Source organism: Imperialibacter sp. EC-SDR9 (genome assembly GCF_902498805.1).
Taxonomy (GTDB): Bacteria; Bacteroidota; Bacteroidia; order Cytophagales; family Cyclobacteriaceae; genus Imperialibacter.
The window spans coordinates 170,414-197,150 of record NZ_LR701575.1; the positions used below are offsets into that span (position 1 = coordinate 170,414).

A 26,737-nucleotide genomic window follows, 5' to 3' on the forward strand; every position below is an offset into this window, starting at 1 on the left:
CCTATTAGTTAACTAAAGATCAAAAAGATTTTAATACTTTACATGAGGATCCATTCTTCACGAACCTATACTTTGCATTCTCGTATTTATAAAATTTCACACCCATCAGGAGAAATACGCCCACTTTTTCGGGCAACCCTTTTGGGGGTACTATTGAGAGTTGGGCGGTAATCGGCTGGATAGCTATTTTTAAATCAGGAAACATGTTGCTTTCAAATGAATCGGTTAAGCCATGGTGATCAGGATTGCACGGCCTGTAAGAAGCTTCCTCCTCATCGAAATAAAAATCTGAAATAGAGACCAACTTTGCTGTTAGTTTGAAATGAGTAGCTTCTACCGGGAAGGAGATATTGCTTTGAGGGACAAAACCTGGGAAGTGGAGGATTACATGTCCCCGACCCTGCCCCGGATGGACAAAGTATTTCGGATAGAAAGTAGTGCCAAAAGGGAACTCCGGGTTGAATTCAAAGCCTTCTACCTGCTTGCCATATTTACTCGGCGTCAAGGGGCGTCGACCAGTCGGGCCATCAACACCTTTTACCAAGCCTCTGAATTTAGCTGTCAATTTTCCAGAGGAATAAGTTTCGCATATATCACCCAGATCGCCGGTCATAGTCATGCGCATGGTTCTGGCCATCATGCTGGCCACACCGAATTCCTTTTGATTGTTCCTAAGTTCCTGGTATGACTCTTTACTTTTGATGTCGCTGGCAGAAGGGCCTCCTTTTCTTGCTATGATTGTCCTTTCAACGCCACTTATCTTATATACTCTCCAATCTTTTGGGTTGTCAATTGCACTTTTCCTTAGCTCGAGGTTTTCATTCATCTTTTTGGTTGGTTACACAATTCTACACTGATTCCTAATACTTATAATGTAAATACAGCAAAATATTACTTTTCGAATAATCCGCTAACCAGGCCAGTCAGCTACCGATTGGAAATATTATCAAAAAAATAGCACACAAGCAAAGTTTGGTTAAAAAATATGATCCGCAATATGTAATAAAGCCAGTAGTCAACAAATTAACATGAATTATTTACCGTTTATTAAACTTGCATTCATCCAATACCCCTAGATTTACTCACCTCCTATTTAATTTAAAGTATTACTTTAAGTGTGAGCGTTATTCACTTTATTGATATTTTCAACAAAGATGTTACTTACTCACGAAGAGAATTCTTCTATCTTTTTTCCAGTCAGCCTCATGTAAGATTTAATGCAAAATCAAACAAAAACAAATCTCAGTTATAGGCTAAAGTCACTGGCAAATACTTTTGTAACCGGAGGGATGGAACCTTCGAAGGTCTCCTTGTCAATCAGTCTTGGCTTTCTCTGGGGCGTCTTTCCACTAGTAGGCACTTCTACGATACTTTGCACCGCCAGTTCACTGTTCTTTAAGCTAAACATGGCTATTATTCAGGCAGTTAATTACATCGTTTATCCTATACAGTTGGCCCTTCTGCTTCCGTACTTTTACATCGGAGCGCCTTTCACCGGGTTTACCATCAACGGTTCGTCCATTGACAAAATTGGGGAGTTTTCTTTTTCACTCAATAGTCTGGCAGAAATTTCCGGAGATTTGCTTTTCATTGCGGTCAATATGCTTTTGGGATGGCTGCTATTGGCCCCTCTGGCATCTTTTATCATCTATTTGGTTTCAAAGCGAGTGTTGACAAGCAGGCAAAGTAAGGTCGGCGCAGTTGGCGACAACGATCACAACTCAAAAGGCTAATCAACCCCTTATCAAATCATTGCAACAAATTTTCTATATTTAAGTATTTCCTGTTACATCTTTGCATCATCAAAATCACAAACTCTAAACAATGTCCGATAAGAATTCTTTAAACTCAAGCCCTAACATCTTCGGGCACTTCAAATACGATGGCCCTGCCGGCCTGGTAGTTTTTCTTGTTGCTTTGCCCCTGTGTTTAGGTATTGCGCTCGCATCTGGAGCGCCGCTCTTTTCAGGCGTTATTGCTGGAATTGTTGGAGGCTTGGTGGTAGCCTCTTTCAGTGGCTCTCAACTAGCTGTCAGTGGCCCGGCTGCCGGCCTGACAATCATCGTTCTCAACGCTATAGATGACTTAGGTTCCTTCGAGTCGTTTCTTCTTGCAGTCGTCATTGCAGGCGCTATCCAGCTCTTGCTGGGCTTTCTCAAAGCTGGTGTTATTGGTAATTTCTTCCCTTCTGCAGTAATCAAAGGAATGCTTGCTGCTATAGGGCTTATATTGATACTGAAACAAATACCCCATGCTTTCGGCTACGATTCAGATCCTGAGGGTGATATTGAATTTTTCCAACCCGACGGACAAAACACCTTTACCGAGATTTTCACTGCCCTCGAAAATTTGAGTGTGGGAGCGATTGCTATCTGCCTTATTTCGCTGGCTATCATCCTTCTCTGGGACAGACCTGGTATCAAGAAAAAGGCATTCTTCTCTATCGTACCGGCACCGTTGGTGGTAGTACTCCTGGGAATAGGCGTTAATCAGCTCTTCATCAAATTTCTTCCTGACATGGCTCTCGGTCAGAGCCATCTTGTTTCGTTGCCTATTATTGGTAACCTGAGTGAGTTTGCGAACGAACTCACGTTCCCGGATTTTAGCCAGCTTGGCAATCCTGAAATCTATGTCGTAGCCATTACGCTTGCCATTATTGCAAGTTTGGAAACTCTATTGAGTCTGGAAGCTACCGACAAGCTTGACCCTTACAAAAGAGTCGCCCCTCAAAATCGTGAGCTCAAAGCACAGGGCATTGGCAATATGGTGTCGGGTCTCATAGGAGGTCTGCCTATTACGGCTGTTATTGTTAGAAGCTCCGCCAACATAGATTCGGGGGCACACACAAAAATGTCAGCAATTATCCATGGTGCTTTGCTCCTTCTTAGTGTGGTTGTTATTCCACATATCCTTAACCTGATACCGCTGGCTGCCCTTGCAGCTATATTGATAATGGTTGGCTTCAAACTGGCGAAGCCATCGCTGTTCAGGTCCATGTTTCAAAAGGGAATGGGGCAGTTCCTACCATTTGTTATTACAATCACAGCGATTCTGTTGTCAGATTTACTTATTGGCATCTCTATTGGAATGGCTATCGGCTTGTTCTTTGTGATCAAGAGCAATTTCCACGAAGCGATTATTGTCACTGAAGATCACGCTAACTATCTAGTGAAATTGAACAAAGATGTTACCTTTCTCAATAAGTCGGCCCTGAGAACCACCTTGCAAACTATTCCGAAGGGAGCCTATGTGATAATTGATGGCACCAAATCAATTTTTATCGACAACGACATATCTGAAGTTATTGAGGATTTCGTTGAAACATCAGAAAACAGAAACATAACGGTTGAATTGAAAAAGTCTTCCACCAGTTACAATCACTTATTTAAGAAATAGTACAAATGAAGCCTTACGAAAAACTGTTACTTGAAAATAAAGCATGGGCACGTGAACGTGTTCAATCCGACCCTAACTACTTTAACCATCTGTCTGAAATACAATCCCCGCAGTTTCTGTGGATTGGTTGTGCCGACTCCCGTGTGCCGGCCAACGAGATCACGAACACTGAACCAGGTGAGATGTTTGTTCACAGAAACATTGCCAATATGGTGGTGCACACTGACCTCAACATGTTGAGTGTTTTGCAGTATGCCGTTGAGCACCTCAAAGTCGATCACATTATTGTGACCGGCCACTACGGCTGTGGGGGGGTAAAAGCTGCCATGACCAACCAAGATTTTGGCCTGATCAATAAATGGTTGAGAAACATAAAAGAAGTGTATCGAATTCACAAAGAGGAAATAGATCAGCTACCCAATGAGGATAAAAAAGCAGACAGACTGGTGGAGCTTAATGTGATTGAACAAGTCCATAATTTAGCCAAAACGTCGATAGTGCAACACGCCTGGAAAAAGGAGCAGCGTCCGATGCTGCATGGGTGGGTATACGGATTGAAAGATGGCATTTTGAACGAAGTATTTAGGATGGATCCAAATACTCAACTTGATCCCATCTATATGTTTGACTTTGATGACGTGAAATAAGTGTACAGAAAGGCATCACTTCTGAGGGCCAGCATGTGGATGCTGGCTTTTTTTCTACTAACACCCTCCTTTCAGGGATGTTCAAGCCATTCCTACAATATAAAAACTGTGAAGCCGAAAGTGCATCACCGCTATTACAATCCTAAAAAGGACAAACATAAAAGCAGGGTCAAGAAGGTTAAAATGAAATCGACCTAGTCGCTATTAATTGGTACGATTGCTGGCAGTAGGCTTACCAGGGGTGTTTGATTCGTTCTTCGCAACGGCCTTCTTTCCACTATCCTCAGTGGTTGAGATTTTAGCCACTTTCACGGTGTCGTTGTTCTTCCACTGATAAAAGGTAGCTCCTCTAAATTCTCTTATTGGCGATGTGTAGTAGGCTTTTTTTGCACTCTTCTTGAGAGAAGGTGTGGCGTTTACAAACCCGACCAACATTAAGAAAGAAATAACTAAAAAAACCTTTTTCACTTCGCTTTTACTTTTATTACTCTTCGAAGGTACGCATAAACCATGGCTATTGAAAGGCTCACTACCCTTATTACTACGACCAGGGCTATATATTCGATCAACCACCAGATTGGAAAGATCAACAAAGCTGAAAAACCTTACATGAATGATATAATTTTTCTGAAGTTACCCTTCTCCACAATCTGTCTTTGATTCTGCATTTCTTTTTTTACTTTGGAACTCAAAACCGTCAACTATATGAAAAGACTTACCAACCTGATCCTTATTGCTGTTCTATTGTATGGCTGCTCTCCAAAAGCCAATGACCCTCAGCGGGTCATTGATCGTGGCCTGATGGCTAAAAATGGGATGGTCGTTTCAGCACACCCATTGGCATCACAAGTGGGGGCTGACATACTCAAAAAAGGTGGCAATGCTGTGGATGCTGCCATTGCAGTACAGTTTGCCTTGGCTGTTGTTTATCCAGGGGCAGGTAATATCGGAGGTGGTGGTTTTATGGTTATCCGCAGAAACGACGGATCGGTTGATGGCTTAGACTACAGAGAAGAAGCGCCTGCGGCGGCTTCGAGAAATATGTACCTCGATGAAAACGGAGAAGTTATCGAAAACCTGAGTTGGCTGGGGCACCTGGCCTCTGGCGTGCCAGGCTCGGTGGATGGGATGGTGAAGGCGCATGAAAAATATGGCAGCCTGAGCTGGGAAGAGTTAGTGCAGCCGTCTATTGACCTGGCAGCCAACGGCTTTGCTCTTACCGAAAAAGAAGCCGGCGGACTCAATCGGGGAAAAGACAATTTTATAAAATACAATACCGTTAGTCCGGACTTTATTTTAAAGGACGGTGAGTGGATGGCAGGCGACACCATATTTTTGAAGGATCTGGCCAAAACGCTTTCGCTCATTCGTGATAAAAAAGAGGCAGGTTTCTACGAAGGCGAAACTGCCGATCTCATCTTAGCAGAAATGCAACGTGGAAAAGGCATCATCACACTGGAAGACCTAAAAAACTATAAAGCTGTTTGGAGAACACCGGTAACTGGCTCCTATAGAGGGCACAAGATTATTTCTATGGCACCTCCTTCCAGCGGCGGCATCGCATTGCTACAGCTGCTACAGTCTGTAGAGCCCTACCCAATCAATGAATGGGGCTGGAACACAACCAAAACGGTCCACTTGATCACTGAGGCCGAAAGACGTGTGTACGCTGATCGGGCAAAATATCTTGGAGATCCTGACTACTTCGATGTGCCTATGGCCGGACTGGTAGATCCTGCTTACAACAAAAAGCGAATGTCTTCTTTCAATCCAGATAAGGCCTCTTTATCCTCAGAAGTTACCGAAGGCAACCCTGTTGCTCTTTTAGAATCGGATCAGACCACACACTTTTCGGTAGTAGATGCTGAGGGCAACGCAGTGTCCGTAACCACCACACTTAATGGAGGCTTCGGGAGTAAAGTGTTTGTGGCGGGTGCTGGCTTTCTGCTTAACAACGAAATGGACGACTTTAGCGTGAAACCTGGCTACGCCAACGCCTATGGCTTGGTGGGTGGTGAAGCCAATGCGATTGAGCCGGGTAAAAGGATGCTTAGCTCAATGACCCCTTCTATTGTTGAAAAAGAAGGGCAATTAATGATGGTGGTAGGTACGCCAGGCGGGTCTACCATTATTACTTCCGTATTTCAGACAATCCTCAATGTGGTTGACCACGGCATGGGCATGCAGGAAGCTGTGACTGCCAGAAGATTTCACCATCAGTGGCTACCCGACTTGATACTCACTGAAACCGATGCACTCACGTCTGAGATTACCTCTGAACTGGATAGCATGGGCCATCACTTCAGAGATGCTGGAAATATTGGCAGGGTTGACGCCATTCTCGTGTTGCCTGACGGCATGCTGGAGGGCGGCGCAGATCCAAGAGGTGATGATACCGCTGTTGGCTACTAAGTACTTCATCCTCAAACAAATAGAATGAGTCGCCTGCTACTTCTACTCTTTTGCATGACTGCCCTGTTGGCTAACGCCAGACAACGAGCAGTTGAGGTAGGCGTGAAAATTGGTGTTCTGCCATCAGGGGAATTCAATGCTATCACAGACGTCAAAGGTGTAAAAGTCGGGCACTTCACGCTCATTCAGGGAGATGACGTAAGGACTGGAGTGACTTCTATCCTACCCTATGATGGAAATATCTTTCAGTCGAAAGTACCAGCGGCTATTTACCTGGGTAATGCTTTTGGGAAACTAGCCGGATACACGCAGGTAAAAGAGCTTGGCAATATTGAAACGCCCATCCTACTAACCAATACACTTGCTGTGGCAGATGCTTCCAAGGCTTTGGTAAGATACACTTTAGCATTGCCTGGTAATGAAAATGTAAGGTCAGTGAATCCGGTCGTGGGTGAAACCAACGATAGCTACCTCAATGATATTCGCAGTTTTCCTCTCCAGACAGACCATTTTGCAGCGGCCATTAATGCAGCAAAATCAGGGGAAGTTGAAGAAGGAAATGTGGGCGCTGGCACTGGCACCGTATGCTTCGGGTACAAGGGTGGTATTGGCAGTTCCAGCCGAAAACTCCCCGAAAGCCTCGGAGGCTACACAGTGGGTGTGCTGGTGCAAACCAACTTTGGAGGCAATCTGACCATTGACGGAGAGGCGATTGATGAAATGCTGGAGCAATACCCCTACCGGAAGCAAATTCTTGGTTCTGTAGATGGCTCCTGCATGATAGTGGTAGCCACCGATGCCCCACTGGATGCAAGAAACCTCGAAAGGTTGGCCAAAAGGGCTCTTCTTGGCCTTGGCAGAACAGGTGGGATTGCGTCCAATGGCAGCGGTGACTACGTGATAGCTTTCTCCACTGCTGAAGGATTGAGAGTGCCTTATGACCCACCGACACCAGTGCTACAACAAAATGTACTGGCCAATGACAGCATGACTCCGTTGTTCATGGGGGTGATAGAAGCAACAGAAGAAGCCATTGTGAATTCTCTTTGGGCAGCGAACACTATGACAGGCTACCAAAACCATACCGTTGAAGCACTTCCAAAGGATAAGGTGATGGATCTGTTAAAAAAGAGCGGAAAAATAAAAAAATAGAAGAGAGGAAGAGCACCAAAAAAATAAAACTGGTCAAAAATCTGCTCTTCACTCTGTTTCGTATCAATACTTCATACTACAATAAAGTACTCGTCCATTACAATTTGACCTGTAAAGTGACTGCGTAGTTTCTCCCATCAGATGTCCAAATTCCCGGGCCAGGGTAGAACAATGGACGTTTGGTATAGTAGGTCTCGTCCAGTACATTGTTCAGGTTTGCTTTCAGACTAACTTTCCCGTTCAAGTGTATGGTGGCATTGATATCCACGAGCTGGTAAGAAGGCACGAGGCCAACGGCTCCATTGGCGTCTGGTGTAACCGTGTTTTGCGGGTCAGCATAGTTTTCAGCCACATAGCTATAAAGCAACGAAAGCCTAACTGTCTTCCAAGCCAGGTTTAATCCGTTTCGGCTGATCCACGGCGGTACACTCTCCACCTGATTCCCACTGATGTCCACATTATCCGTCCCGAACCGAATAACGGCGTCTTGATAAGTTGCGTCCATGAATGATGTAGAGGTGAATACACTTACCTTCAGGTCCCTGCTGTTCACTACTGAAGCCTCAGCAAACAGCTCAATGCCCCTGGTAACTGAGTTTCCTACATTGGTTCTGAGGATTTGAAAAGATCCATCCACAGCCTGCTGGGCCAGGTTACCCATTCGATTGTTGTAGACAATGCTGAAAAGGGAAGCATCCCATTTCAGCAATTTATGACTGCCCCGAAAGCCTATCTCCGCATTGCTTCCTGAAGCGTCCTTCAAGTCGTCATCCGATATTTCATAAACTGCCCCGGGGACTATATCCTTCAACACAACAGGTCTATACGACTGCGACCAGCCACCATAGAATCCCATATTATTGCTGAGCCTGTAGTTAAAGCTTGAGCCAAATAAAGGAAACTTATGATTGACAGCTTTGGGCAATTCTTCACCTGGATAATAGTTGGTTTCTCCTGACAGTTCGGTTCGGCCGGACTCAAGCCTGAGCCCTAAATTCCAGCTGAGCGCCGATGTCAATTGCGCTTTGTTCTCTGCAAAAAAAGCAATGTTACCAGTTTTGTAACGCAGGTCTCTACCCCATCCTTGCTCCACCAGAGAATAGTCGAAATCACTGCCAGTAGTTCCTTTTCCGTTTTGTCTCCTGTGAAGGTTGTTGTTCATATACTGCCCCCCCACCACAAGTGTGTTAGCGACAGTCCCCAGGTTATAGTCCTGCAAGAACCGTAATTCAGTGGTGTAGCTATGGTAGCTATCAATATCCACCTTCCGGTTGGCGTATGTTCCAGTGGAGAGGTCAATTGAATCAACCACGGTTGAAGGATTGTCGAACATTACACTACTCCTTTGCCCCAGGACTGCCGAAGAAAGCACCCGCAGCTTGGATCGCTTGGAAATGTCCCAGTCGACTGTGACAGACGGCACGTGAATATCTGGGCTGTAGTAATTCCTGCCCCTCGTAGACATTCTTGGGTTTGCGTGATACATGCTGTCGTTCAACTGGCCAGGAAGCTGGTAAACATATTTCGACCTAGCCCATTCGACACGTGCGGTGAGATTCTTCGATGCAAAATAGCGCAGCCCAATTGACTGCGCTTCATAATCGGTGTGGCTATTCTCCCGGTATCCGTCATTGACACGCCTGCTGGCATATGCGTAGTACTCAACCTTCCCTACTCGCCCCCCAATGGAGTTGAATGTGCTTAACAAGCCAAACGAACCGATGGTATTGCTCGTTTCTATACTAATTGCTTTCGTCGAATCTGGTCTCTTCGTAATGTAATTAAGCATTCCTCCAAACTGCCCTCCATACTGAAGGGAACCTGTTCCTCTAACCAATTCAATTCGGTCAATCGATTCGAAGGGCATACTAAAGTGACTTGCTGGATAGCCATACATATCAGAATTCGTCAGTGCTCCATCCTTTCGGATATTGAACTCCCATCCACGGTGGGCATCAAGTCCTCTTGTCGAAATATTTACCTGATTACCAGAGCCGTCCATGTCGTACACGAACACTCCGGGAATTTTGGCAAATATCTGTCTGGGTGTCTTCAGTGCTACAGTGGCATTCATCTCCTCCAGAGTAACCACCTCACTTTTCTTTCCTGAAAAGATGTAAGTACCCTGAACATCAGGAAGGCGGCCCAAATCCCTTTGGGCCAGGTCTTCGACTAGTATCTCATTGAGTTCAATTACTTTTAGACTGTCTTCCTTTGTTCTAGTTTGCGCACTTAGAAGTTGTGAAATGCCAACAACAAGTGCCACACCTAATATTATGCTTTTCATGTTCTTTAAAAGTTTTTACTAAGACCCTGGAGTTTCCATGGCTATGCAGTTATACATTCGTCACACGAAACACCCTGTAAAGACCGGTAGCTAAATAATCAGTTTGCTCCATCGAGTTTTGCTCTTTCGATAGCATATTGAGCCACTTTTCTGCCCTGATCGGTACCAACCACAGCATCAAACCGGTAATGGATACCACCGTACACCCTGGAAATAGCTGCTTCCTCGGCCCATGCATTGACCAATTCAGCCTCCTGAGGGAAAATATACGCCAACACGGCGGCGGCGGCGGCAGAAAACACACTGTGGCCCGAAGTGTAGCTTGGGAAATTTGGTGTTCCGGCAATGGTCTTGTAGCCAGGAATGGTTTGAATCGGACGTGGGTAGTGGTAGTAATACTTGGCATCCCAGCAACTGATTCCACCATCCATAATGGCCATGTTCATATAGGCAAAGGTTCGTGCAGAGCGAATGGGATTTTGCTTGTACTTGATAATAAAATCTTTCGCAAAACGATTCCAATGCCCCGGCGGCGTATAGGTTCCCAAGCCATCCTGCCAGAAATTGGCAATAGCCCGCCACTCGTCGGTCATGTTGTCGGCATAGTGTTTGAGTTCTTTCACATTTTCCTCAAACTCAGCTGAGCCCGGCGCAGGAGGAGCAATAGGTCTTACCTCTTCTACAGTTGCCACATTCCACATTTTCACCTGGCCAAACAAGGGTGTGAGGCCTACTGGCCTGGTGGGCAGTTCAAGGTTGTCCCACTGCCAGCCAAATCTGGCAAATGCAGCCGCTTTAATTGAGTCTGACACTGCTTTTGGTGCCTGAGCCTTTTTCATACCATCACCAGCGGCCCTTGCAAGTGCCACTTTAGCTACCTCCTCACCTATGTATTTGCCTGCATCTATGTCACTTTCTACGTTGATTCCAGCCCAAATCAAGCTCTGTAAGTGCTCCTCAGCCATCGCTGTCAGATATTCCTTTTCCAAAGGAAACATAGCTGAAAGAACATCTCTGGAACTGGTTGCTATTACAGCTCCGTGCGACGGATACGATGGAAGACTGCTCTTTTCATAGGCGGGTGTAATCGCATTGTCGACATTGTATGGTGCCCCCCGATTGAAGGTGTATTTATAGTGCCAGGCTGTTATAAGTCCGTCGAACTGTGCCACACTCAGGTAAGCAAATGCCCTGCATGCATACGGCGGATGGGCAAATGGAAACGCCGGAGGGCCATCAGGGCTTGCCGGATTGGGTAAAGTGTAAGTGTCGTCCTCGTTTGGCCCCGGAATGAGGTTATATTTGGCAACCAGTTCGAGGGCAATCTCATTCCAACGGATCAGCGAGTTGTTGGTCCAGTACTCCACTTTTTTACGTTGATCAGCTGTGAGGTTGGCAGAGGCAGACTTCAGGTCTGTTAGCTCGGCCATGTACTCTGTTGACGCCACATCGGCCGGTGCATCGATAACGACCTGATCTGCCGAAGTAAGTAAAATGGGTGTCCACGATCCCCCACCCTCATCGAGGCTGGAATAGGCGTAGTCAGTAAAGTTTGCCATGGTGGGCAATTCGTCGTCGCAGGCCGTAATCGCCAGTACCATGCAAAGGCTGGCAACTGCAATAGTTATATTCTTATTCATTGAGGTCGTTTTAAAGGTCTAGATTTTGAATTGGTAGGTGAGTCCAACACCGAAATTGTTTGACTTGGCTGTATTTTTTCCGCTTATTCTCTGGCTGTAGTACAGCAAAGCCCCGAGGCCTTTTGCTGCCTTAGGATAATACTGGGCGGTGACACCAACCTGACCAAACTCCACTCTATTTGTGGGCTGTGCGGCATTGTACTTTCTGATATCGTCGCCAGAGGTTGAAACCAGCCTCTGATAATTAGCTTCTACTTTGAGGGAATAATCCAACAACCAGCTACCTACCACTGCCTGATAGTCCCATGCATCGGGCACGTCCATCAAAGCTGTATAGTAGCTGCCATTGTTGTAGTAGTAGTCTCTTTCGGCTTCCGTCTGCCCTCTCCATAAATGAGCTCCGGTTACCCTGGCATACATTCCCTTATCGAGTTGATAATGTACAATAGCCCTTGCTCCGAATTCCGGCGCTCCGAATCCCAGCGAATAAGGCATGTAGTCCGACAGGTAATTGCTCATTGGTGTCGAGAAGCTCACAGTACTCAGCAAAGCTAGTTTTCCAGCGCCCAGTTGTTTATTCATCAATTCTCCTTTGAGTGAAATCCCGATGTCCTGAAACCCTTTGGCTCCGGCAAATTTGCCACCATTTGGTTCGCTGGATTTCGTTTTTACATAGGGCGTCGCCACGATGAGGTTCAGTTTGTCGTGTAGTCCTATAGCAATCATGGGCAAAACGGTGTTTCTCGTAACTGTTTCGATCGTTTGATTAACCCTTAAGAGGTCGCCCTCCCAGTAGTGATCAAAAGTGCTCATGTCGTAAATCAACGCTACACACGACTCTCTTTGTTTCATCATGATGGCGTCGGTCGGCGTTTGCGCTTTTACCTGCACAAGAGTGGCGACAAAGGCACACATGCCAAAAAGAATATATTTAATGGTTTTCATTAACTTCTAGATTAAAGTGATTAGGTAAAGGAATTTAAGGCGCACTTATCCTTTCAAAAGTCGCCAGGCAACCCTCCGGTAAAGGCACAGCATCACAGGCCACCGGATAGGGAAGTATTGACCATGGCATTTCCAACGTGCCTGTTTGGCACAACGGAGTTACCTCAGCCAAAAATACTGTAGCTGTGTTTTGAAAGTGAGCGGCTGGAAAAAACTAGTTTTGAGATCCGGTAAAGTCGTTTACATCAACAGTGTGTCTGGCCATTCCAAAACGATAAGTGAAACCGAAATTGATCAAGTAGTCAGCAAATGCCGCATCGCCGTTGACCAACTCCCCTGTTTCTTTGGTTCTTTGCTTGTCGGAAAAATTTTGCACCCTGGCTCTATCGACCGCTATCGGCACAGTCAGGCTAAATGCCATGTTTCCAACGCCATAGTTCACACCTGGCTCAAGCGACACAATATAGCCTGGTCTCCTGAATCCCTCATCCCCTCCGATGAGGTCGCTAGCTGGAACACCCTCCAGTCTTGCTCCGCCATAGAGGCCAAGCCCCTGCACAGAAGTTACATACAACGCACCCAGCCGGGCTGCGTACTGATCAGACACAGATAATTCTGATGCAGAACCCCGGAAATTAGTTGTCGAATATTTCTCCCTGGGATTCACCATGTAGTACAACAGGGCGCTCACCACCAGCTTCTCTGAAATGTTGTGGTAAGCCTGTGACTCGAATGTAATGCCAACTCCACCATCGCCGGGTTGTATCGATTGATCCAGGCCGGAAGTGATCACCTGATCCCTGTTAGGCCCCTGGTTGTAGAATTTTCCCTTTGCCCGGTAATTCCCAGAAGGAAGCTTCATGCCTAAACCAAGCGAAATATTGGATCCAGCATGAGAAGCAGGATCGAGCAGCCAGTAGCTGGCACCAAATCTTATATCCGCCAGCCCGCTTGAATAAGTAAAATGCCTGTCGCCGAGGCCATTGGGTGGGTTTCCGCCATGCTCGTACATCGACGACCTGGCGTGATTAACGAAAGGAAGAACAAAATTTACTGACAGACGGTCTGAAATGCCGTAGGCAACCAGAAAGTCGAGGAAATAAGAATCGTTTATTACCTCTGTCCCATTTTCGACACGCTCAGTTTCTTCATGCTTACCACGAAAGTGCTTATATGAATGGAAATACCTGAAATTGGTTGCGGCATTCCACTGTCCTTTGCCCAGCACGGCCCCACCGCCAACGTTGACACCGGCACCTGACCTAACTGCGATACAGCCCTGCGAAAAGGCTTCACTGATACCTATAAACAGGCAAATTAGTACTATATATTTAGTAAAAGTAAATTTCATTTTGAGATGATTTTAGTGAAAGAAAAAGTATGGATAGACCAATTCTGAAAAGTCCTGCTAGTCACCTCTTGCTATCATCGACACCACAAAGCTTTACCAGAAAACCTGCCAGTAACTTACTGAAGCACCAAACAACTATAAACAACCTCGTTTGTAGGAAACCAGCTAAGGTTTCGCAGCAAATGATTGATTTGTCGGCGATGAAGAAACAACGAGATGAAAGTTCAGAATTGGTCTGATTCTGCCTTAAACTAAAATACTCCTGGGAGGAGGGCTTTGGATCGAAAGGTAAAAAGTGTAATCCGAGACAACGTAGTCGGTATTCTCTACGGAATAAAAAGCACCGTAGGAACCCCTTTCCATTACCACTTTCGAAATCATGTAATCTTTGGAAAGTGATTTTGAAAGGTCAACCTGCTTAGTTGTAGAAGCATCCGGCGCTGTGAAAGTACTCACATAGTCCTCAATGGCTTCATGCAACTTCTGTTGGTTGTGGTCAGGAAGGCAAACGATGTAGAGTGTGTCCCCTGCATATTTTTGTTTGACCAATCGATAGAACTTTCCTTCCACTTCAATAAGCCCGTCCACTCTTTCGTAGTCGGCCTGGTCAGGCATGTAGGCAAGAGACACGGCTACCTTGAACTCAACTAACTCATCTTCATTGAAATTGTCGGAATCAAGGTCGCTAACTACCTGTTGTTCAAGGTTATATTTCAACCCCATGAACACACCGTAAAATCCGATGATGTTCAAAAGGAACAGAAAAAGAAGCGATATGGCGGTGATCCGACGCAATGAAGTAGGTATACTTTCCCGAAATGTAGGCATTTAGGTGAATTATCCCAAACCCACCGTAAAGGAATAATTTATTATATTTCGAAAGCATATCTGCAACCAACCGTAAGTTCATAAGTACTTTAGGCATTATACCGTTGAGGTGTTGTTCCGTCTCAATGGATTATATGCATAGTTTTTTCTCAAAAACTCAAAATTTTCCTATATCTATGAGCTTACCATTCGATCACCTTGTGATTAAGGTGAATGACTTAGAAACAGCCACGCAAACGTTCACTGCAAGCGGCTTCGTTGTAACAAAAGGAGGCATTCATAAGGGGGGCTTCTCTGAAAATGCCTTGGTGAAGTTTAAAGACGGAAGCTTTCTGGAATTGTTGGCGATCAGAAAAGGCTTCAAACCATTTCTTCTGAAGCTCTATTCGAAAACCCGGGCTTTCAGGTCTCTCAAGTACTCAAAGAAATGGGGACTTTTTCACAGGTTCTACGACAGGGCTCTTTCGCTGCCTGAAGGAGTGACCGACTTCTGCATTTTGTCAGCTGATATTAAAGCAGATTTGGTAAGGATAAACGACGGAGGCCTTTTTGTCACCAAACCAATGGCAGCGGCCAGGAAGAGGCCAGATGGAAAAAAAATCACCTGGCAAATGGCATCGACCTTACTTACTGAGCTGCCCTTTATCCGGGGCCCCTATTCTACTCACTCAACTCTTGCCGAGGAAGCCACAACGCATAAAAACGGCATTACCGGCATCAAATCAATTACTCTTCTGGCGCTTGATTTTAAGGAAATGATGCGCAACCTGACCACCCTGCTCGGCCAGGAGCCTCAACAGAATATGGCTGAGGAAGACAAAGAGGCCAGATATATTGTTGGCTCAACTACCCTCATTTTAAAAAAATCATCGGAGAATGATGCGCTTATCAAAAAATTGAGAAGCAAGGGCCTCGGCGTATTTGGTATCGAATGGGAATTTGGTACCAGTGGTTCGCAAGTAGATTCCGATTTTTCTAACTTACATGGATTAGTAGTGCTTTAGTACAGCAGCCGTTTTTTTAGATTAAAGGGTTGGCTGACGAAGACAAACCAACCTTAAATGAAGAGATTAACTTACCTCCTGCCCCTACTTGGGGCGATCATTTCATGTTCTTCGCCTGATTACGATGTGATTATCCGCAACGGCATTATCTATGACGGCTCGGGCAGCGCTCCTATTAGTGCCGACCTGGGTATCAAAGCAGATACGATTGCGTTCATAGGCGACTTAAAGGACAAGTCGGGAGCTGCCGAAATTGATGCCGAAGGCAAGGCTGTGAGCCCTGGCTTTATCAACATGCTGAGCTGGGCAACCGAAAGCATCATTACCGACCCCAGGTCAATGAGCAACATCAGGCAGGGAGTTACCCTGGAAGTGTTTGGTGAGGGCGGATCGATGGGGCCACTCAGTGACAAAATGAAGGCCGAGTGGGTAAAAAATGCTGAAGAAGAAACAGATATCACTCCACAGTGGACCACCCTGGGAGAGTACCTTGAATATTTAGAAACGAAAGGAGTAACACCCAACGTGGCTTCCTTTATCGGCGCCACCACTCTCCGCATTCATACTGTTGACTACGATAACCGTCCGCCTACTGAAGAAGAATTAGACAGCATGCGGTTGCTGGTAAAACAGGGCATGGAAGAAGGCGCTTTAGGCATTGGCTCATCTCTGATTTATGCTCCGGCCTTTTACGCCAGCACGGAGGAATTAATAGAACTATGCAAGGTGGCTGCTCCCTATGGTGGCCGGTACATCACGCACATGCGCAGCGAAGGCAACCAGCTCCTGGAAGCGGTTGACGAAACAATCAGGATCGCCAGGGAAGCTGGTCTGCCTGCTGAAATCTACCACCTCAAGGTTGCCGGCACCGACAATTGGTGGAAAATGGATACACTTCTTTCCATGATAGAAGAGGCAAGAGCTGAGGGCATTCAGTTGACTACGGACATGTATACCTACACAGCTGGTGCTACAGGTCTGGATGCTTCCATGCCGCCCTGGGTGCAGGAAGGTGGCCCGGAGAAATGGAGAGAGCGTTTGCAGAATCCTGATGTTAGAAAGAAAGTGATCGAGGAAATGAGAACTGCCACCAATGAATGGGAAAACCTGCTGCTATCTGCAGGTTCGCCAGAACGGGTTGTGCTACTTGGCTTCAAGAACGATTCGCTGAAGCCAATCTACACAGGAAAGACATTGGCCGAAGCCGCTGCTATTCATGGTAAGTCTGTAGAGGAAACTGCCATCGATTTGGTGATAGCCGATGAGACCCGGGTGGGCACGGCCTACTTCATGATGTCGGAAGAAAACGTTAAACGCCAGATTCAATTACCATACATGAGTTTTTGCTCTGACGCTGGATCAGTGATGCCTGAGGGCAAAGTGCTGGAGTCGAGCACTCACCCACGCACCTACGGCAATTTTGCCCGACTATTGGGCAAGTATGTGAGAGAGGAGAAAGTGATTTCTCTGGAAGAGGCCATCAGAAAGCTATCTTCGATGCCAGCCGAAAACATGGGCATAAGAAAAAGAGGCAGACTTGTTCCTGGCTACTATGCCGATGTGGTGATCTTTGACCCTGCAACGATTCAAGATCACGCTACGTTTGAAAACCCTCATCAGCTTTCCACAGGCGTAACGGACGTTTGGGTAAATGGCGTACAGGTACTTAGCAACAGTGAGCATACAGGAAGCTTTCCCGGAAGAGCAGTAAGAGGCCCGGGATGGATAGGTTACAAGGACTAATCCAGGGCATGGGTGCCATTCGGTTGCGAAGTAATGGGCATAAAAAAGATATAATCAACTGGCAATTTTACTTGCTACCGTTATTCTCCTATCTTAATGAAACTATACTGACCTGACCATGAAAACTGTAGTTATTACGGGTGCCACTGCCGGAATTGGCTTTGAGACTGCCAAACAATTGGCTCAAAAGGGATACAGGGTTATTCACCTTGCCCGGAATAAAGACAAAGCCAGAAAAGCCGACAGCCTTATCAAAGCTGCCGCTGGCCACGAGAATGTTCACCATATTGTAGCTGACCTTGCCGATCTCCGTTCGATACAGGAAGCTGCTGGCAAAATCAAAGATATCTCCCGCAGGATTGATGCCCTTATCAACAACGCTGGTGGGGTTATTGACACAGACGACCGAAGTAAAGATGGCATTGAAATGAACTTCACCATCAATCATCTTGGGCATTTCTACCTGACAAACCTTTTGCTCAATGAACTACTAGCTTCCAAGGCAAGAGTCATCAATGTGAGCTCGGAAGCACATAAAATCGGATACCTGAACATTGAACAAATAAAGAAGAACAAAGGCCTGACATCTGGTTTTAAAGGATATGGCGACGCCAAGCTATGCAATCTGTTGTTCACTAAATCACTTCATGAACGATACAGTGACCGTGGGCTTACAGGCTTCTCGGTTCATCCAGGAGTTGTAAAAACCAATTTCGGCCATAACATGAAAGGTTTTGTGAGTGGCGTCATCAAATTTGCGCAGCTCTTCATGATCACGCCTGCCAAAGGAGCTTCCACTTCGGTTTACCTGGCCACAAAGGAAGGAATTGAAAAAAACAGTGGTGGTTATTTCAAATCGAGGCGCCTGACTACTCCATCGACCCAGGCCACAAGCGATAAAAACGCCGAAGACCTCTGGATACTAAGTGAACAAATGATAAAAGAAGCCCTGGAAAATTAGTTACCCTTCACAACAGTGAACTCAACTCTTCTGTTGAGCTTTCGAGTGTCCTCCGACGCATTGGATGCGATAGGTTTGGTTGGCCCAAAGCCTTGGCCAGTCAATCGGCTCTTGTCGACTCCTTTGCTAACCAGGTAATCTATCACAGTCTGCACCCTGCTTTCCGACAATTCGATGTTGGGTTTAATAGGCCCCTGGTTGTCGGTATGACCTGAAATGAGTATTTCCACCTCCGGGTTGTCTTCCATCATTTTCCTTACCCTTTCAAGGTCTGCCTCTGAGCCCTTGATCATATTGGCTGTGCTCTGCTCGAAAAGCACATGTGAAAGCGTTACCGTGTTGCCGACAGATAGTGGCTGCAATAACACTGTCTCGTTGATTTCCTTTCCATCAAATGTCTCAACTACCAGCTGCTCCTCCAGATACCCCTTGGAGGAAACTGTGAGGGCATAAGAATGGCCATTCTCCAGAGCAAAACTAAACGTTCCATCACTACCTGATTGGTAATTGGTATTATAATCCGACGTTTGCCCAGTGACTGCTATGTCTGCAGACAGCGTTCCAAGTGTCTTGGCATCTCTCACGATTCCGGAAACCTGAGTGGTGGCCACTGTTGGGGCTGTCACTGTCGGCACAAGTTCAGGATCGACAGACGGTTTAACAACGGCACCAATGAGCGGCGTTTGTGGAATAGTATCCAGCCTTTGTGCTACTATGTCCGACTTGATTTTCATCCTTTTGATATCGCTATAGCCTTCGGAGTTCTGCGTGCTGGTGAGGTAAGCGAAATCGGCACCAGGCTGAAACGAAAACGATAGCTCGGTGCCCACAGTATTGACTTTGTTCCCGAGGCTGACTGGCTCTGACCAGTTTCGCCAGGAGTCGTCAAGTCTTTCAGAATAGAACAGGTCTCTTCCTCCCTGCCCCGCAATCCCGTTCGAGGCAAAAATCAATGTTTTATAGTCCTCCGCTAAGAACGGTGTATTTTCCTGAAAGGCCGTATTGATCATAAAGCCAAGATTCCTGGGCGAAGAGTAGCTGCCATCCGATTCTCTGAAACATACATAGAGGTCTTCAGTACCATAGCCGCCGGGCGCTTCTATCGAAAGCAGCAAGACTGTTCCGTCCGCTGTTACCCAGCCACTTTGATGGCTGCTCTTGTTGCTGAAGTATTTGACGTTCAACCTTTCCGGTGCTGTCCAGTTATCGTCGTTTCTGCGGCTGCTAGCTACGGCTTTTCTGAGTATCCCGTCCTTGTCTTTGTAGTCAGTGGAAAGATACATCAGGTTGCCACCATCGGCAAAACCAATGATGGCATTGAGTCCGTCGCTGTTCAATGGTGCGCCTATATTTTGCGCTGGGAGCCAGTCCCCCGAAGCCGACTGCTCACTCATCCAGATATCGCCCTTGTCTCCCTTGCCTCCCACATTGGCAGCATGCTGCACTCTGGTAAAGAACAACTTTGTTCCAGAAGGGTGCATCACAGGGTTTTCTTCAAATGAAGGGGAATTGATATTATTTCCCACTGTCTCCTGACCATCATAAATGGTTAGGTTTTGGGCGTTGACTAACACTGAACAAAACAGAAAGGCAGGAGCAATAAAAAGCGCTAAATACTTCATTAAACAGGATTTTCGGCAAAGTTAATAGAATAACGAACAATCGTGCCCGGATAAGGCAATCGGTATGGCGAAAATTGGGTGAGCGGTCGGGTGAAAATACCTTCGAAGCATGTTTACAAGACTGGTGTCAAACCTAGTATCCTCGATCCCTGTCAATTGTATTCTTCAACGGCTGTCCCTCCTTCATGGCTTTATAATTAGCCACAATCTGGGGAGCCGCTGCCCCAGGATTGGTGATGCTGGCTATATGTGGAGTAATGAACACTTTTGGATGGCCCCAAATTGGGTGATCCGTTTGAAGCGGTTCCTTTTCGAAAACATCCAGAAAGGCACCCGACAGCGTTCCGTTGTCAATGGCCTCTATGATATCATCTGTTACCTGATGATGGCCCCGGGCGGCATTGATCAAATAGGTGCCCCGGTTCATGCCCTCAAACAACTTTTTGTTCAAGACGCCCTTAGTTTCCGCTGTAGCTGGCAACAAGCACACCAACACATTTATTTCCCTGAGAAAAGCACTTAGCTCACTTTCTCCGTCGAAGCACTGAATTCCATCAACCGTCTTACGGCTATTCGCATATCCAAATACATCGAACCCGAGGGCTTTCAGCTTCCTGCCAGCATCCTGACCGAGCACACCGAAACCCATGATGCCTATCCGGCAATCGACTTCGGGCGGCGACGGCTGATCCCAAATGTGTGCTTTTTTATCAGCGAGGTATTTGTCAAACCGCCGATGATGATACATCACAGCCGAAACGACGTAGTTGCTCATCGAGAAGCTTAGGCCATCATCAACAATGCGAACGACGGGTACACCGTCAGGCAGCTCCGGGTCTTTGAGCACATGGTCAACCCCTGCCCCCATGGAGCAAATAAGTTTGAGGTTAGGAAAAGCTGTCAGCGACCCGGCAGGATGGCCCCACACTACTGCACAGGTTATTTCTGATTGATCACCAGCCTCCGGCCAAATTCTAACATCAAGGTTTTTGTCTGCCTTATTGAATTCCCTGATCCACTGGCTTAAGTCCTTGTTTGGTGCAATAATTACTATCGACATAGCCTATTTTCTGCTTACAAATGGGTTATCATTTATATAAAACCGCCACGGTTTCAGTGCATCTTCACCAGCGTAATCCACTCCTATTCTGGTCGTGGCCACTATTTCTTTCTCAGCCACGGCGATTCCTCTTTCTTCCAGCCAGATGGCAGGTCCTAAAAGTGACTCCCCTGTGTTGGCTACTTTAATGCCAAGGGCCTCGCCTACCGTTCCGGGTCCTGCCGATATCCTTTTGAGGGAGCTCTTTTTTCGTCGCTCCATCATGGTATGCCCACCTTCCAGCGGCTCCACTGCTCTGATCAGCACTGCGTCGGCATTACCCTCCACATTAGTCACCACGTTGACCATGTGGTGGATGCCATAGCACAGGTAAACGTAGGCGACGCCACCTTCCTGGAACATCACTTCAGTGCGGCTCGTCTTTCCAAACCGGCATGCATGGCACGCCATATCGCCCTCACCACTATACGCTTCTGTTTCAACAATCACTCCGGCCGTCAATTCTCGGTCAAAAAAAGTGCACAGTACTTTCCCTAGTAAGTTTTTTGCTACATGCACTACATCATTTACCACATAAAAGTCTTTTGATAGCGGTTTCGCTGCCATTTCGATTCTTGTTGTTTACGTGCTGAATATTAATCCATAACTTCGGCCGAGCAATACAAAACAACGTTCAAACAAACCTTCGTCAAAATATGAGAAACATTTTTGCACTTGCAGTGGCCTTGATTTTTACTGTGCTGTCGTCCCATGCGCAAATCAGTACGCCGGCGGCGAGTCCGTCTTGCAGCATCACTCAACAAATAGGCCTAACAAACCTGTCGCTGGAGTATTCGAGACCTAGCGCCAGAGGCAGAACGATCTTTGGTGACTTACTGCCTTATGGCGTTGAGTGGAGAACGGGTGCCAACTCGCCTACGACTCTTACTTTCGACAAGCCAGTAATGATCAGGGGACAGGAGTTAGCAGCGGGTAGCTATGTCATTTCATCGGTGCCCGGCAAAACGGAATGGGCGGTTACCTTCTCACAAAACGACCAGAAGGTGATGAGTCTCAAAATAACGCCTGCAGCCTATCCTATTCACGTCGAAACATTGAGCATCCAGTTTGAGAAGATCACCGAGACTTCAGCCGACCTCCAAATTCTCTGGGAAAAGACACTGATCTCGATCCCGATGGCGTTCAAGACGGACGAGCAGGTAATGGCACAAATAGAAACCTTCGCCAAAAACCCCGAAGCCAGTTTGGCCAACGCTTATTACCAGGCGGCTAGCTACTATCTGAACACTGGCAGAGACCTGAACAAAGCATTAGAGTGGGTTAATAAGGCCATCGCTGTAAACGACGGGTTTTTCTGGCAGCACAGAACCAAGGCGCTCATCCTCGCTGGCCTGGGCAAATACAAAGAGGCTATTGCGTCAGCACAAGTGAGTACTGAGAAATCAAAAGTCGCTGGCAATGCTGACTATCCAAGGCTCAACGACAAGTCGATTGCCGAATGGCAGGCTAAGAAATAATTGAAAAAGGTCGCAAGGATGTCAAATGATCTCTTTGCGACCTTAAAATCACTGCCAATCGAACTTTTAGTCTTTAAAGACTGCTTTCATATTATCAAATGACACACTATGGCACTGACTAAAGACAGTTATCTACCTGTTCCCTGGGATTTCAGAGAGGTGATGGACGAAGTAAAAAAGCAGGAAAAAGATGGCGTGATTTACTACTTCACTACTGAACCGGAAATGGAAAGTGCTGAAGGCAAAATTTTGGATATCGTCGAAACGCCTGAAGGCGAATTCCTGCTCACGTCCAAAGGCCATAAGGTTCGGTTGGACAAGATCGTCACTCTTTATGGAAAGCCCGGGCCGTCTTACCATATCTATGATGGCTACGCCAATGTGTGTTTGAATACCCACAAAGACAATTGCTGATTGGAAATAAGAAAGATCAAAGCTGAAGACACATGGCCAGTCCGGCACAGAGTGATGTGGCCCAACCAGCCGTTTGACTTTGTGAAGGTGGATGAAGACCACGAAGGCATCCATTATGGTCTTTTTGTTGACGATGAGCTGGTATCCATTGTTTCACTCTTTCTCAAAGATGGAAAAGCCCAGTTCAGAAAGTTCGCTACTGAAGTTCAACACCAGGGAAAAGGCTACGGCACCATTCTGCTCAATTACCTTTTGAAAGAAATCGAAGGCCATCGGGTATCATCCGTTTGGTGCAATGCGAGAACGGAGAAAGCGGCGTACTATGAGCGGTTCGGCCTTCACAAGACAAACGCCACCTATATGAAGGGCGGTATTGAGTTTGTGGTGATGGAAAAAACAATTAACAAGCCGACTTCAGTCAATTAATTAATCACTCACTTTCTCGCCATGCCTCCAGCCGTTAATAATACCGACAGTATGGGCTGTCAGTTGAGTTGGTGAAGTGTTCAACGGCAATGTTCTGTTGACATGCATATTCCGCTGTGCTGGCCCTGGCTTTGGAATGAACTCTTCACTGAAATTGGGAATCTTAAAATCGGGTAACAAGCTGATAGAGGAACCTGCCAGGTAGCTGGGCAATAGCATGTTGCTGCCATGCACACCAATGCAAACATGGGAACCAGCATAGGTCTGTAACCATCTTTCCTCGTGGGCGGCAAAATCAGTATAGTCCAGCCGCTCATCTTTCAGAAAAGGCAATGAAAGAATCTTTCCAATACCAATGGCCTGTACTTCCAAGTCTAGTTGCCTGTGAAGCTTCTTCACAAATGACCTTAGATAACTTTTTTGTCTCAGAGCAAAATACCACTTCATCTTACGAAGCCAGCCAAATTTGATACAAACCAGATAAAAAAACGAATCGAAACGACTGCGAAGCCAAAACCTGTCATCACGGAGCACCAAAGTTACCTTGAAAGGCCCGGCTTTCAATCCCTTAAAATCAAAAGGATGGATTTTAGTGAGTTTTGTGAAATCGAACTCTTCCAGCGGCAGATCCATCCGCACATGCGCTAGCTCAAACGTTTGTAACCGTTCAAGCTGGCTTGTCACAAATTCATGAAAGCCCCCGATTTTGAAATCCAGCATATTAAACGGTGCCCTGACCGACCATATTTCAGACACCGAATCGGGGACAAGGTGCCTGAACGCCGGGTGGATAATGACCACGATGTCTTTTTCGGAATTCTTTTCGATGAGTAGTATATAAGCCAGCTTGTACAGGCAATGGCCATAACAGCCGTCAAGGCAATTGACAAGGATCACCGGTTTTGAGACGTGCTTGAGCACCTCTACTTCAAAGCTAGCTCCTGCTTTTGACGGAGATTTCACTGCCCGGATAAAAAGCTCAACCAGCCATTTGGGCGCTGAGCGGGTTGATGCATCGGGCTCGTTACTTTCATTTAGCTTGACCGGATTGTAGGTAAAATGCCCGGATGGGAAGGCTTCGATCCCATTCTCATGTCTGATTGCCACATAGTTTCCCCAAAAAAATAACAAAGGCTTCCTGCCGACACCTATGGAAGGGCCGTCATCGCTCAGGTAAATAGGAGAAGTCTGTGTAGAAGGCAACTGGCAGCTAGTCGTTCAACGTTTTCGGCATCGTCAAGTTCGTCCCCAATTGCTCATTCATCTTCTTGATAAAATAAGCAGACAGCAAAGGTGACTCCAATTCAATATTTTGATGGATAAAGAAGTAGAGCTTTTCCAGCCCCTGCTCCTTCCATGCCTTTATCCTCACCAGCCAGTCGTCGAGCCGTGGATAGTCAGTCGGGTGGTTCGCTCCCACATAGCGAACAAATGCATGGGGGGTAGTTAGTCGCATGTGCATCATATCTCTTCTTCCGGCGGTATCCACCAGCACATTGGCTACCCCCTTGTCTTCCAGCAACTGGTAGAATTTTTCAGCTGAAGCAGGGTCGGTAAACCAGTCTTCGTTGCGCACTTCAATAGCCAGCGGAATCACTTTCGGAAACTCATCGATGAACTTGATGACCCTGTCGAAATCCTTTGGTTTGAAGTTGTCGTGCATTTGCAAAAACACCATCCCAAGCTTTTCCTCGAGCCCACTAATGGCGTCGCAATACTCATCCACTACCTGCTTGGTGTCGATGAGCCGCTTAAAATGGCTGATGGAGTTCGTAAGCTTGGGGAAGAACTTAAAGTCATCAGGCGTTTTCTCCTTCCACTTCAGCACCTGATCCTTTTTTGGAGAGTTATAAAAAGTAGCATTCAGCTCTATACTATTAAACTGTGTGCTGTAATAGCTCAGCTCGTCTTTTGTACCTTTTGGATAGAAGTTTTTCAAATCAGTCTTGTTCCACTTCGCACAACCTACAAAGGCCTCAAAACTGCCGTTTCCTTTGGAGAGCACTTTAGCAGTATCAGGATGATCAGAGGGAATTGTAAAGTCAATAATACCGGGGTCAGGAACGGAACCGAATTTCATTTATTTGAACGTTTAATTGAGCATCCAATATACGCAACTCTTCATTTTCAAAGGAAGTATTTCAGTCAATTGATTATACAGCTTACTACAACATCGTAACAGTCCGCTTCAAATCGATAGTTGCAGCGAGGAGAATTACCGATACTTGTACAGGACGATTGGTAGTGCAATATCCTCTTACATTCAAGTCCATATATTTCATTTGTTAATCAAAACCCGCAGGCAGTTTGTCTGTGGGTTTTTCAGGTCTGAAAGACGCATGGCAAAGCACTTCGATCCATCTCATTAGCATAATAACCCCCTCTTTGGTAACTTTTGAGGCAATTTGGCAGTCGCCATGCAAAATAACCTTTGATAGACGCTGATGACAATCACAGATATAAGAGGCACTGTTAAGCTGAACAACGGTATTCAAATGCCTTACTTCGGCCTTGGTGTGTTTAAAACCAAAGACGGGAAAGAGGTAGTTGACTCCATAAATCATGCAGTAGAGGCTGGGTACCGGCTCATAGATACTGCTGCGCTCTATGGAAATGAGCGTGGCGTTGGCGATGCTGTAAGAACATCAGGCGTCCCCAGAAAAGACATTTTTGTTACCACGAAGGTGTGGAACAGTGAGCAGGGTTATGAGCCAACGCTGAGAGCGTTTGACCATTCGATAAAGCGACTGGGATTTGATTATGTTGATCTCTATCTGATACACTGGCCGGTGAAGGAAAAATACAAAGACACCTGGAGAGCACTAGAAAGGCTGCTGAACGACGGCTATATACGCTCTATTGGCGTTAGCAATTTTCTTCAACATCACCTTGAAGATTTGATGAACAGCTCGTCAACGGTGCCTGCTGTCAACCAAATAGAATTTCACCCAAGCCTGGTTCAGCAGAACCTCCTGGATTTCTGCGCCGAGAAAAAAATTCAGGTGGAGGCCTGGAGCCCGCTGATGCAAGGTGGAGTGTTTAAAATTGAAGCCCTTCAGCAATTAGCCAGCAAATACGGAAAATCGGTCGCTCAGCTAGTTTTGAGGTGGAACCTTCAAAAAGACGTAACTACCATCCCAAAAAGTGCGAACCCATTGAGGATCAAAGAGAACGCAAACATTTTTGATTTCACAATAACCCCGGTGGACATGGCTGCAATCGACCAACTAGATAAGCATCAGCGAGTTGGCGCCGATCCTGACAATTTCAGCTTCTGAACTATCCCTTAATTATCATCTCGCCAGGGTGTATTTTTCCGTTGGAAAATATTC

Annotated in this window: 24 protein-coding genes; 12 read left to right on the forward strand and 12 right to left on the reverse strand. The window is 46.3% G+C overall.

Features of this window, described 5'->3' with window-relative positions:
• Positions 1–19: 19 nt before the first annotated feature.
• Entirely contained in the window at positions 20–826 is an 807-nt protein-coding gene (locus GC130_RS03655; RefSeq protein ID WP_151996906.1) for a hypothetical protein, read from the reverse strand.
• 463 nt (positions 827–1,289) lie between these two features.
• Between GC130_RS03655 and GC130_RS03660 the strand changes: the two genes are divergently transcribed.
• The 3 genes from GC130_RS03660 (at position 1,290) to can (ending at position 4,043) form a co-directional block, all read left to right on the forward strand.
• Positions 1,290–1,733 carry a DUF2062 domain-containing protein gene (locus GC130_RS03660; protein WP_193217759.1) on the forward strand — a complete coding sequence of 148 codons (444 nt, stop codon included), beginning with the start codon at positions 1,290–1,292 and terminating at the stop codon, positions 1,731–1,733.
• Between the two features lie 91 nt (positions 1,734–1,824).
• Positions 1,825–3,396, forward strand: coding sequence for a SulP family inorganic anion transporter (locus tag GC130_RS03665; protein WP_151996908.1), 1,572 nt, complete (start codon positions 1,825–1,827; stop codon positions 3,394–3,396).
• 5 nt (positions 3,397–3,401) lie between these two features.
• Positions 3,402–4,043, forward strand: a complete 642-nt coding sequence (gene can, locus GC130_RS03670; protein ID WP_151996909.1) for a carbonate dehydratase — start codon at positions 3,402–3,404, stop codon at positions 4,041–4,043.
• 204 nt (positions 4,044–4,247) lie between these two features.
• Here the strand turns inward: can and GC130_RS03675 are convergent, their stop codons facing one another.
• Positions 4,248–4,478 carry a hypothetical protein gene (locus GC130_RS03675; RefSeq protein ID WP_201568316.1) on the reverse strand — a complete coding sequence of 77 codons (231 nt, stop codon included), beginning with the start codon at positions 4,476–4,478 and terminating at the stop codon, positions 4,248–4,250.
• A 270-nt stretch (positions 4,479–4,748) separates the two neighbouring features.
• Here GC130_RS03675 and ggt point away from each other — a divergent pair, with 270 nt between their 5' ends.
• Both ggt and GC130_RS03685 read left to right on the forward strand, forming a co-directional pair.
• Positions 4,749–6,455, forward strand: coding sequence for a gamma-glutamyltransferase (gene ggt, locus GC130_RS03680; protein ID WP_193217760.1), 1,707 nt, complete (start codon positions 4,749–4,751; stop codon positions 6,453–6,455).
• A 24-nt stretch (positions 6,456–6,479) separates the two neighbouring features.
• Positions 6,480–7,607, forward strand: coding sequence for a P1 family peptidase (locus GC130_RS03685; protein WP_151996911.1), 1,128 nt, complete (start codon positions 6,480–6,482; stop codon positions 7,605–7,607).
• A 97-nt stretch (positions 7,608–7,704) separates the two neighbouring features.
• Here the strand turns inward: GC130_RS03685 and GC130_RS03690 are convergent, their stop codons facing one another.
• The 5 genes from GC130_RS03690 to GC130_RS03710 form a co-directional block, all read right to left on the reverse strand.
• Positions 7,705–9,894 carry a TonB-dependent receptor domain-containing protein gene (locus tag GC130_RS03690; protein WP_151996912.1) on the reverse strand — a complete coding sequence of 730 codons (2,190 nt, stop codon included), beginning with the start codon at positions 9,892–9,894 and terminating at the stop codon, positions 7,705–7,707.
• 98 nt (positions 9,895–9,992) lie between these two features.
• Positions 9,993–11,534: a phosphatase PAP2 family protein gene (locus GC130_RS03695; RefSeq protein WP_151996913.1), complete on the reverse strand. Its 1,542-nt coding sequence runs from the start codon at positions 11,532–11,534 to the stop codon at positions 9,993–9,995.
• An 18-nt stretch (positions 11,535–11,552) separates the two neighbouring features.
• A complete protein-coding gene (locus tag GC130_RS03700; RefSeq protein WP_201568314.1) occupies positions 11,553–12,479 on the reverse strand; it encodes a transporter in 927 nt (308 codons plus the stop codon).
• A gap of 214 nt (positions 12,480–12,693) precedes the next feature.
• Positions 12,694–13,830 (reverse strand): transporter, encoded by a 1,137-nt coding sequence (locus GC130_RS03705; RefSeq protein ID WP_201568311.1) that lies wholly within the window; start codon positions 13,828–13,830, stop codon positions 12,694–12,696.
• A gap of 246 nt (positions 13,831–14,076) precedes the next feature.
• On the reverse strand, positions 14,077–14,658 hold the full coding sequence (locus GC130_RS03710) for a hypothetical protein (RefSeq protein ID WP_151996914.1): 582 nt from the start codon (positions 14,656–14,658) through the stop codon (positions 14,077–14,079).
• Positions 14,659–14,834: 176 nt separating this feature from the next.
• Between GC130_RS03710 and GC130_RS03715 the strand changes: the two genes are divergently transcribed.
• The 3 genes from GC130_RS03715 to GC130_RS03725 all read left to right on the forward strand — a co-directional run bounded on the left by GC130_RS03715 (position 14,835) and on the right by GC130_RS03725 (position 18,366).
• Positions 14,835–15,662, forward strand: coding sequence for a VOC family protein (locus tag GC130_RS03715; RefSeq protein WP_193217761.1), 828 nt, complete (start codon positions 14,835–14,837; stop codon positions 15,660–15,662).
• Between the two features lie 57 nt (positions 15,663–15,719).
• A complete protein-coding gene (locus tag GC130_RS03720) occupies positions 15,720–17,405 on the forward strand; it encodes an amidohydrolase family protein (RefSeq protein ID WP_151996916.1) in 1,686 nt (561 codons plus the stop codon).
• A gap of 118 nt (positions 17,406–17,523) precedes the next feature.
• Positions 17,524–18,366 carry an SDR family NAD(P)-dependent oxidoreductase gene (locus tag GC130_RS03725; protein WP_151996917.1) on the forward strand — a complete coding sequence of 281 codons (843 nt, stop codon included), beginning with the start codon at positions 17,524–17,526 and terminating at the stop codon, positions 18,364–18,366.
• Here GC130_RS03725 and GC130_RS03730 read toward each other — a convergent pair.
• From GC130_RS03730 to GC130_RS03740, 3 genes are all read right to left on the reverse strand, one after another.
• Positions 18,363–19,988: an OmpA family protein gene (locus GC130_RS03730; RefSeq protein WP_151996918.1), complete on the reverse strand. Its 1,626-nt coding sequence runs from the start codon at positions 19,986–19,988 to the stop codon at positions 18,363–18,365. The two genes, GC130_RS03725 and GC130_RS03730, sit on opposite strands and share 4 nt — an antisense overlap.
• A 133-nt stretch (positions 19,989–20,121) precedes the next feature.
• On the reverse strand, positions 20,122–21,048 hold the full coding sequence (locus GC130_RS03735) for a glyoxylate/hydroxypyruvate reductase A (protein ID WP_151996919.1): 927 nt from the start codon (positions 21,046–21,048) through the stop codon (positions 20,122–20,124).
• A 3-nt stretch (positions 21,049–21,051) separates the two neighbouring features.
• Positions 21,052–21,654 (reverse strand): DNA-3-methyladenine glycosylase, encoded by a 603-nt coding sequence (locus tag GC130_RS03740; protein ID WP_151996920.1) that lies wholly within the window; start codon positions 21,652–21,654, stop codon positions 21,052–21,054.
• Between the two features lie 89 nt (positions 21,655–21,743).
• On the opposite strand from GC130_RS03740, the gene GC130_RS03745 reads away from it, so the two are divergent.
• From GC130_RS03745 to GC130_RS03755, 3 genes are all read left to right on the forward strand, one after another.
• Complete coding sequence (locus GC130_RS03745; protein ID WP_151996921.1) at positions 21,744–22,565, forward strand: DUF2911 domain-containing protein; 822 nt, start codon at positions 21,744–21,746, stop codon at positions 22,563–22,565.
• 108 nt (positions 22,566–22,673) lie between these two features.
• On the forward strand, positions 22,674–22,979 hold the full coding sequence (locus tag GC130_RS03750) for a hypothetical protein (RefSeq protein ID WP_151996922.1): 306 nt from the start codon (positions 22,674–22,676) through the stop codon (positions 22,977–22,979).
• A complete protein-coding gene (locus GC130_RS03755; protein WP_201568309.1) occupies positions 22,980–23,405 on the forward strand; it encodes a GNAT family N-acetyltransferase in 426 nt (141 codons plus the stop codon).
• Here GC130_RS03755 and GC130_RS03760 read toward each other — a convergent pair whose 3' ends face one another.
• Positions 23,406–24,608, reverse strand: coding sequence for a hypothetical protein (locus GC130_RS03760; protein ID WP_151996923.1), 1,203 nt, complete (start codon positions 24,606–24,608; stop codon positions 23,406–23,408). It abuts the gene before it with no gap.
• Between the two features lie 7 nt (positions 24,609–24,615).
• Positions 24,616–25,485: a DUF72 domain-containing protein gene (locus tag GC130_RS03765; protein WP_151996924.1), complete on the reverse strand. Its 870-nt coding sequence runs from the start codon at positions 25,483–25,485 to the stop codon at positions 24,616–24,618.
• 364 nt (positions 25,486–25,849) lie between these two features.
• On the opposite strand from GC130_RS03765, the gene GC130_RS03770 reads away from it, so the two are divergent.
• The gene (locus GC130_RS03770; protein WP_151996925.1) at positions 25,850–26,683 is read left to right on the forward strand and encodes an aldo/keto reductase; all 834 of its coding nucleotides are present in this window, start codon (positions 25,850–25,852) and stop codon (positions 26,681–26,683) included.
• Positions 26,684–26,737: the final 54 nt, after the last annotated feature.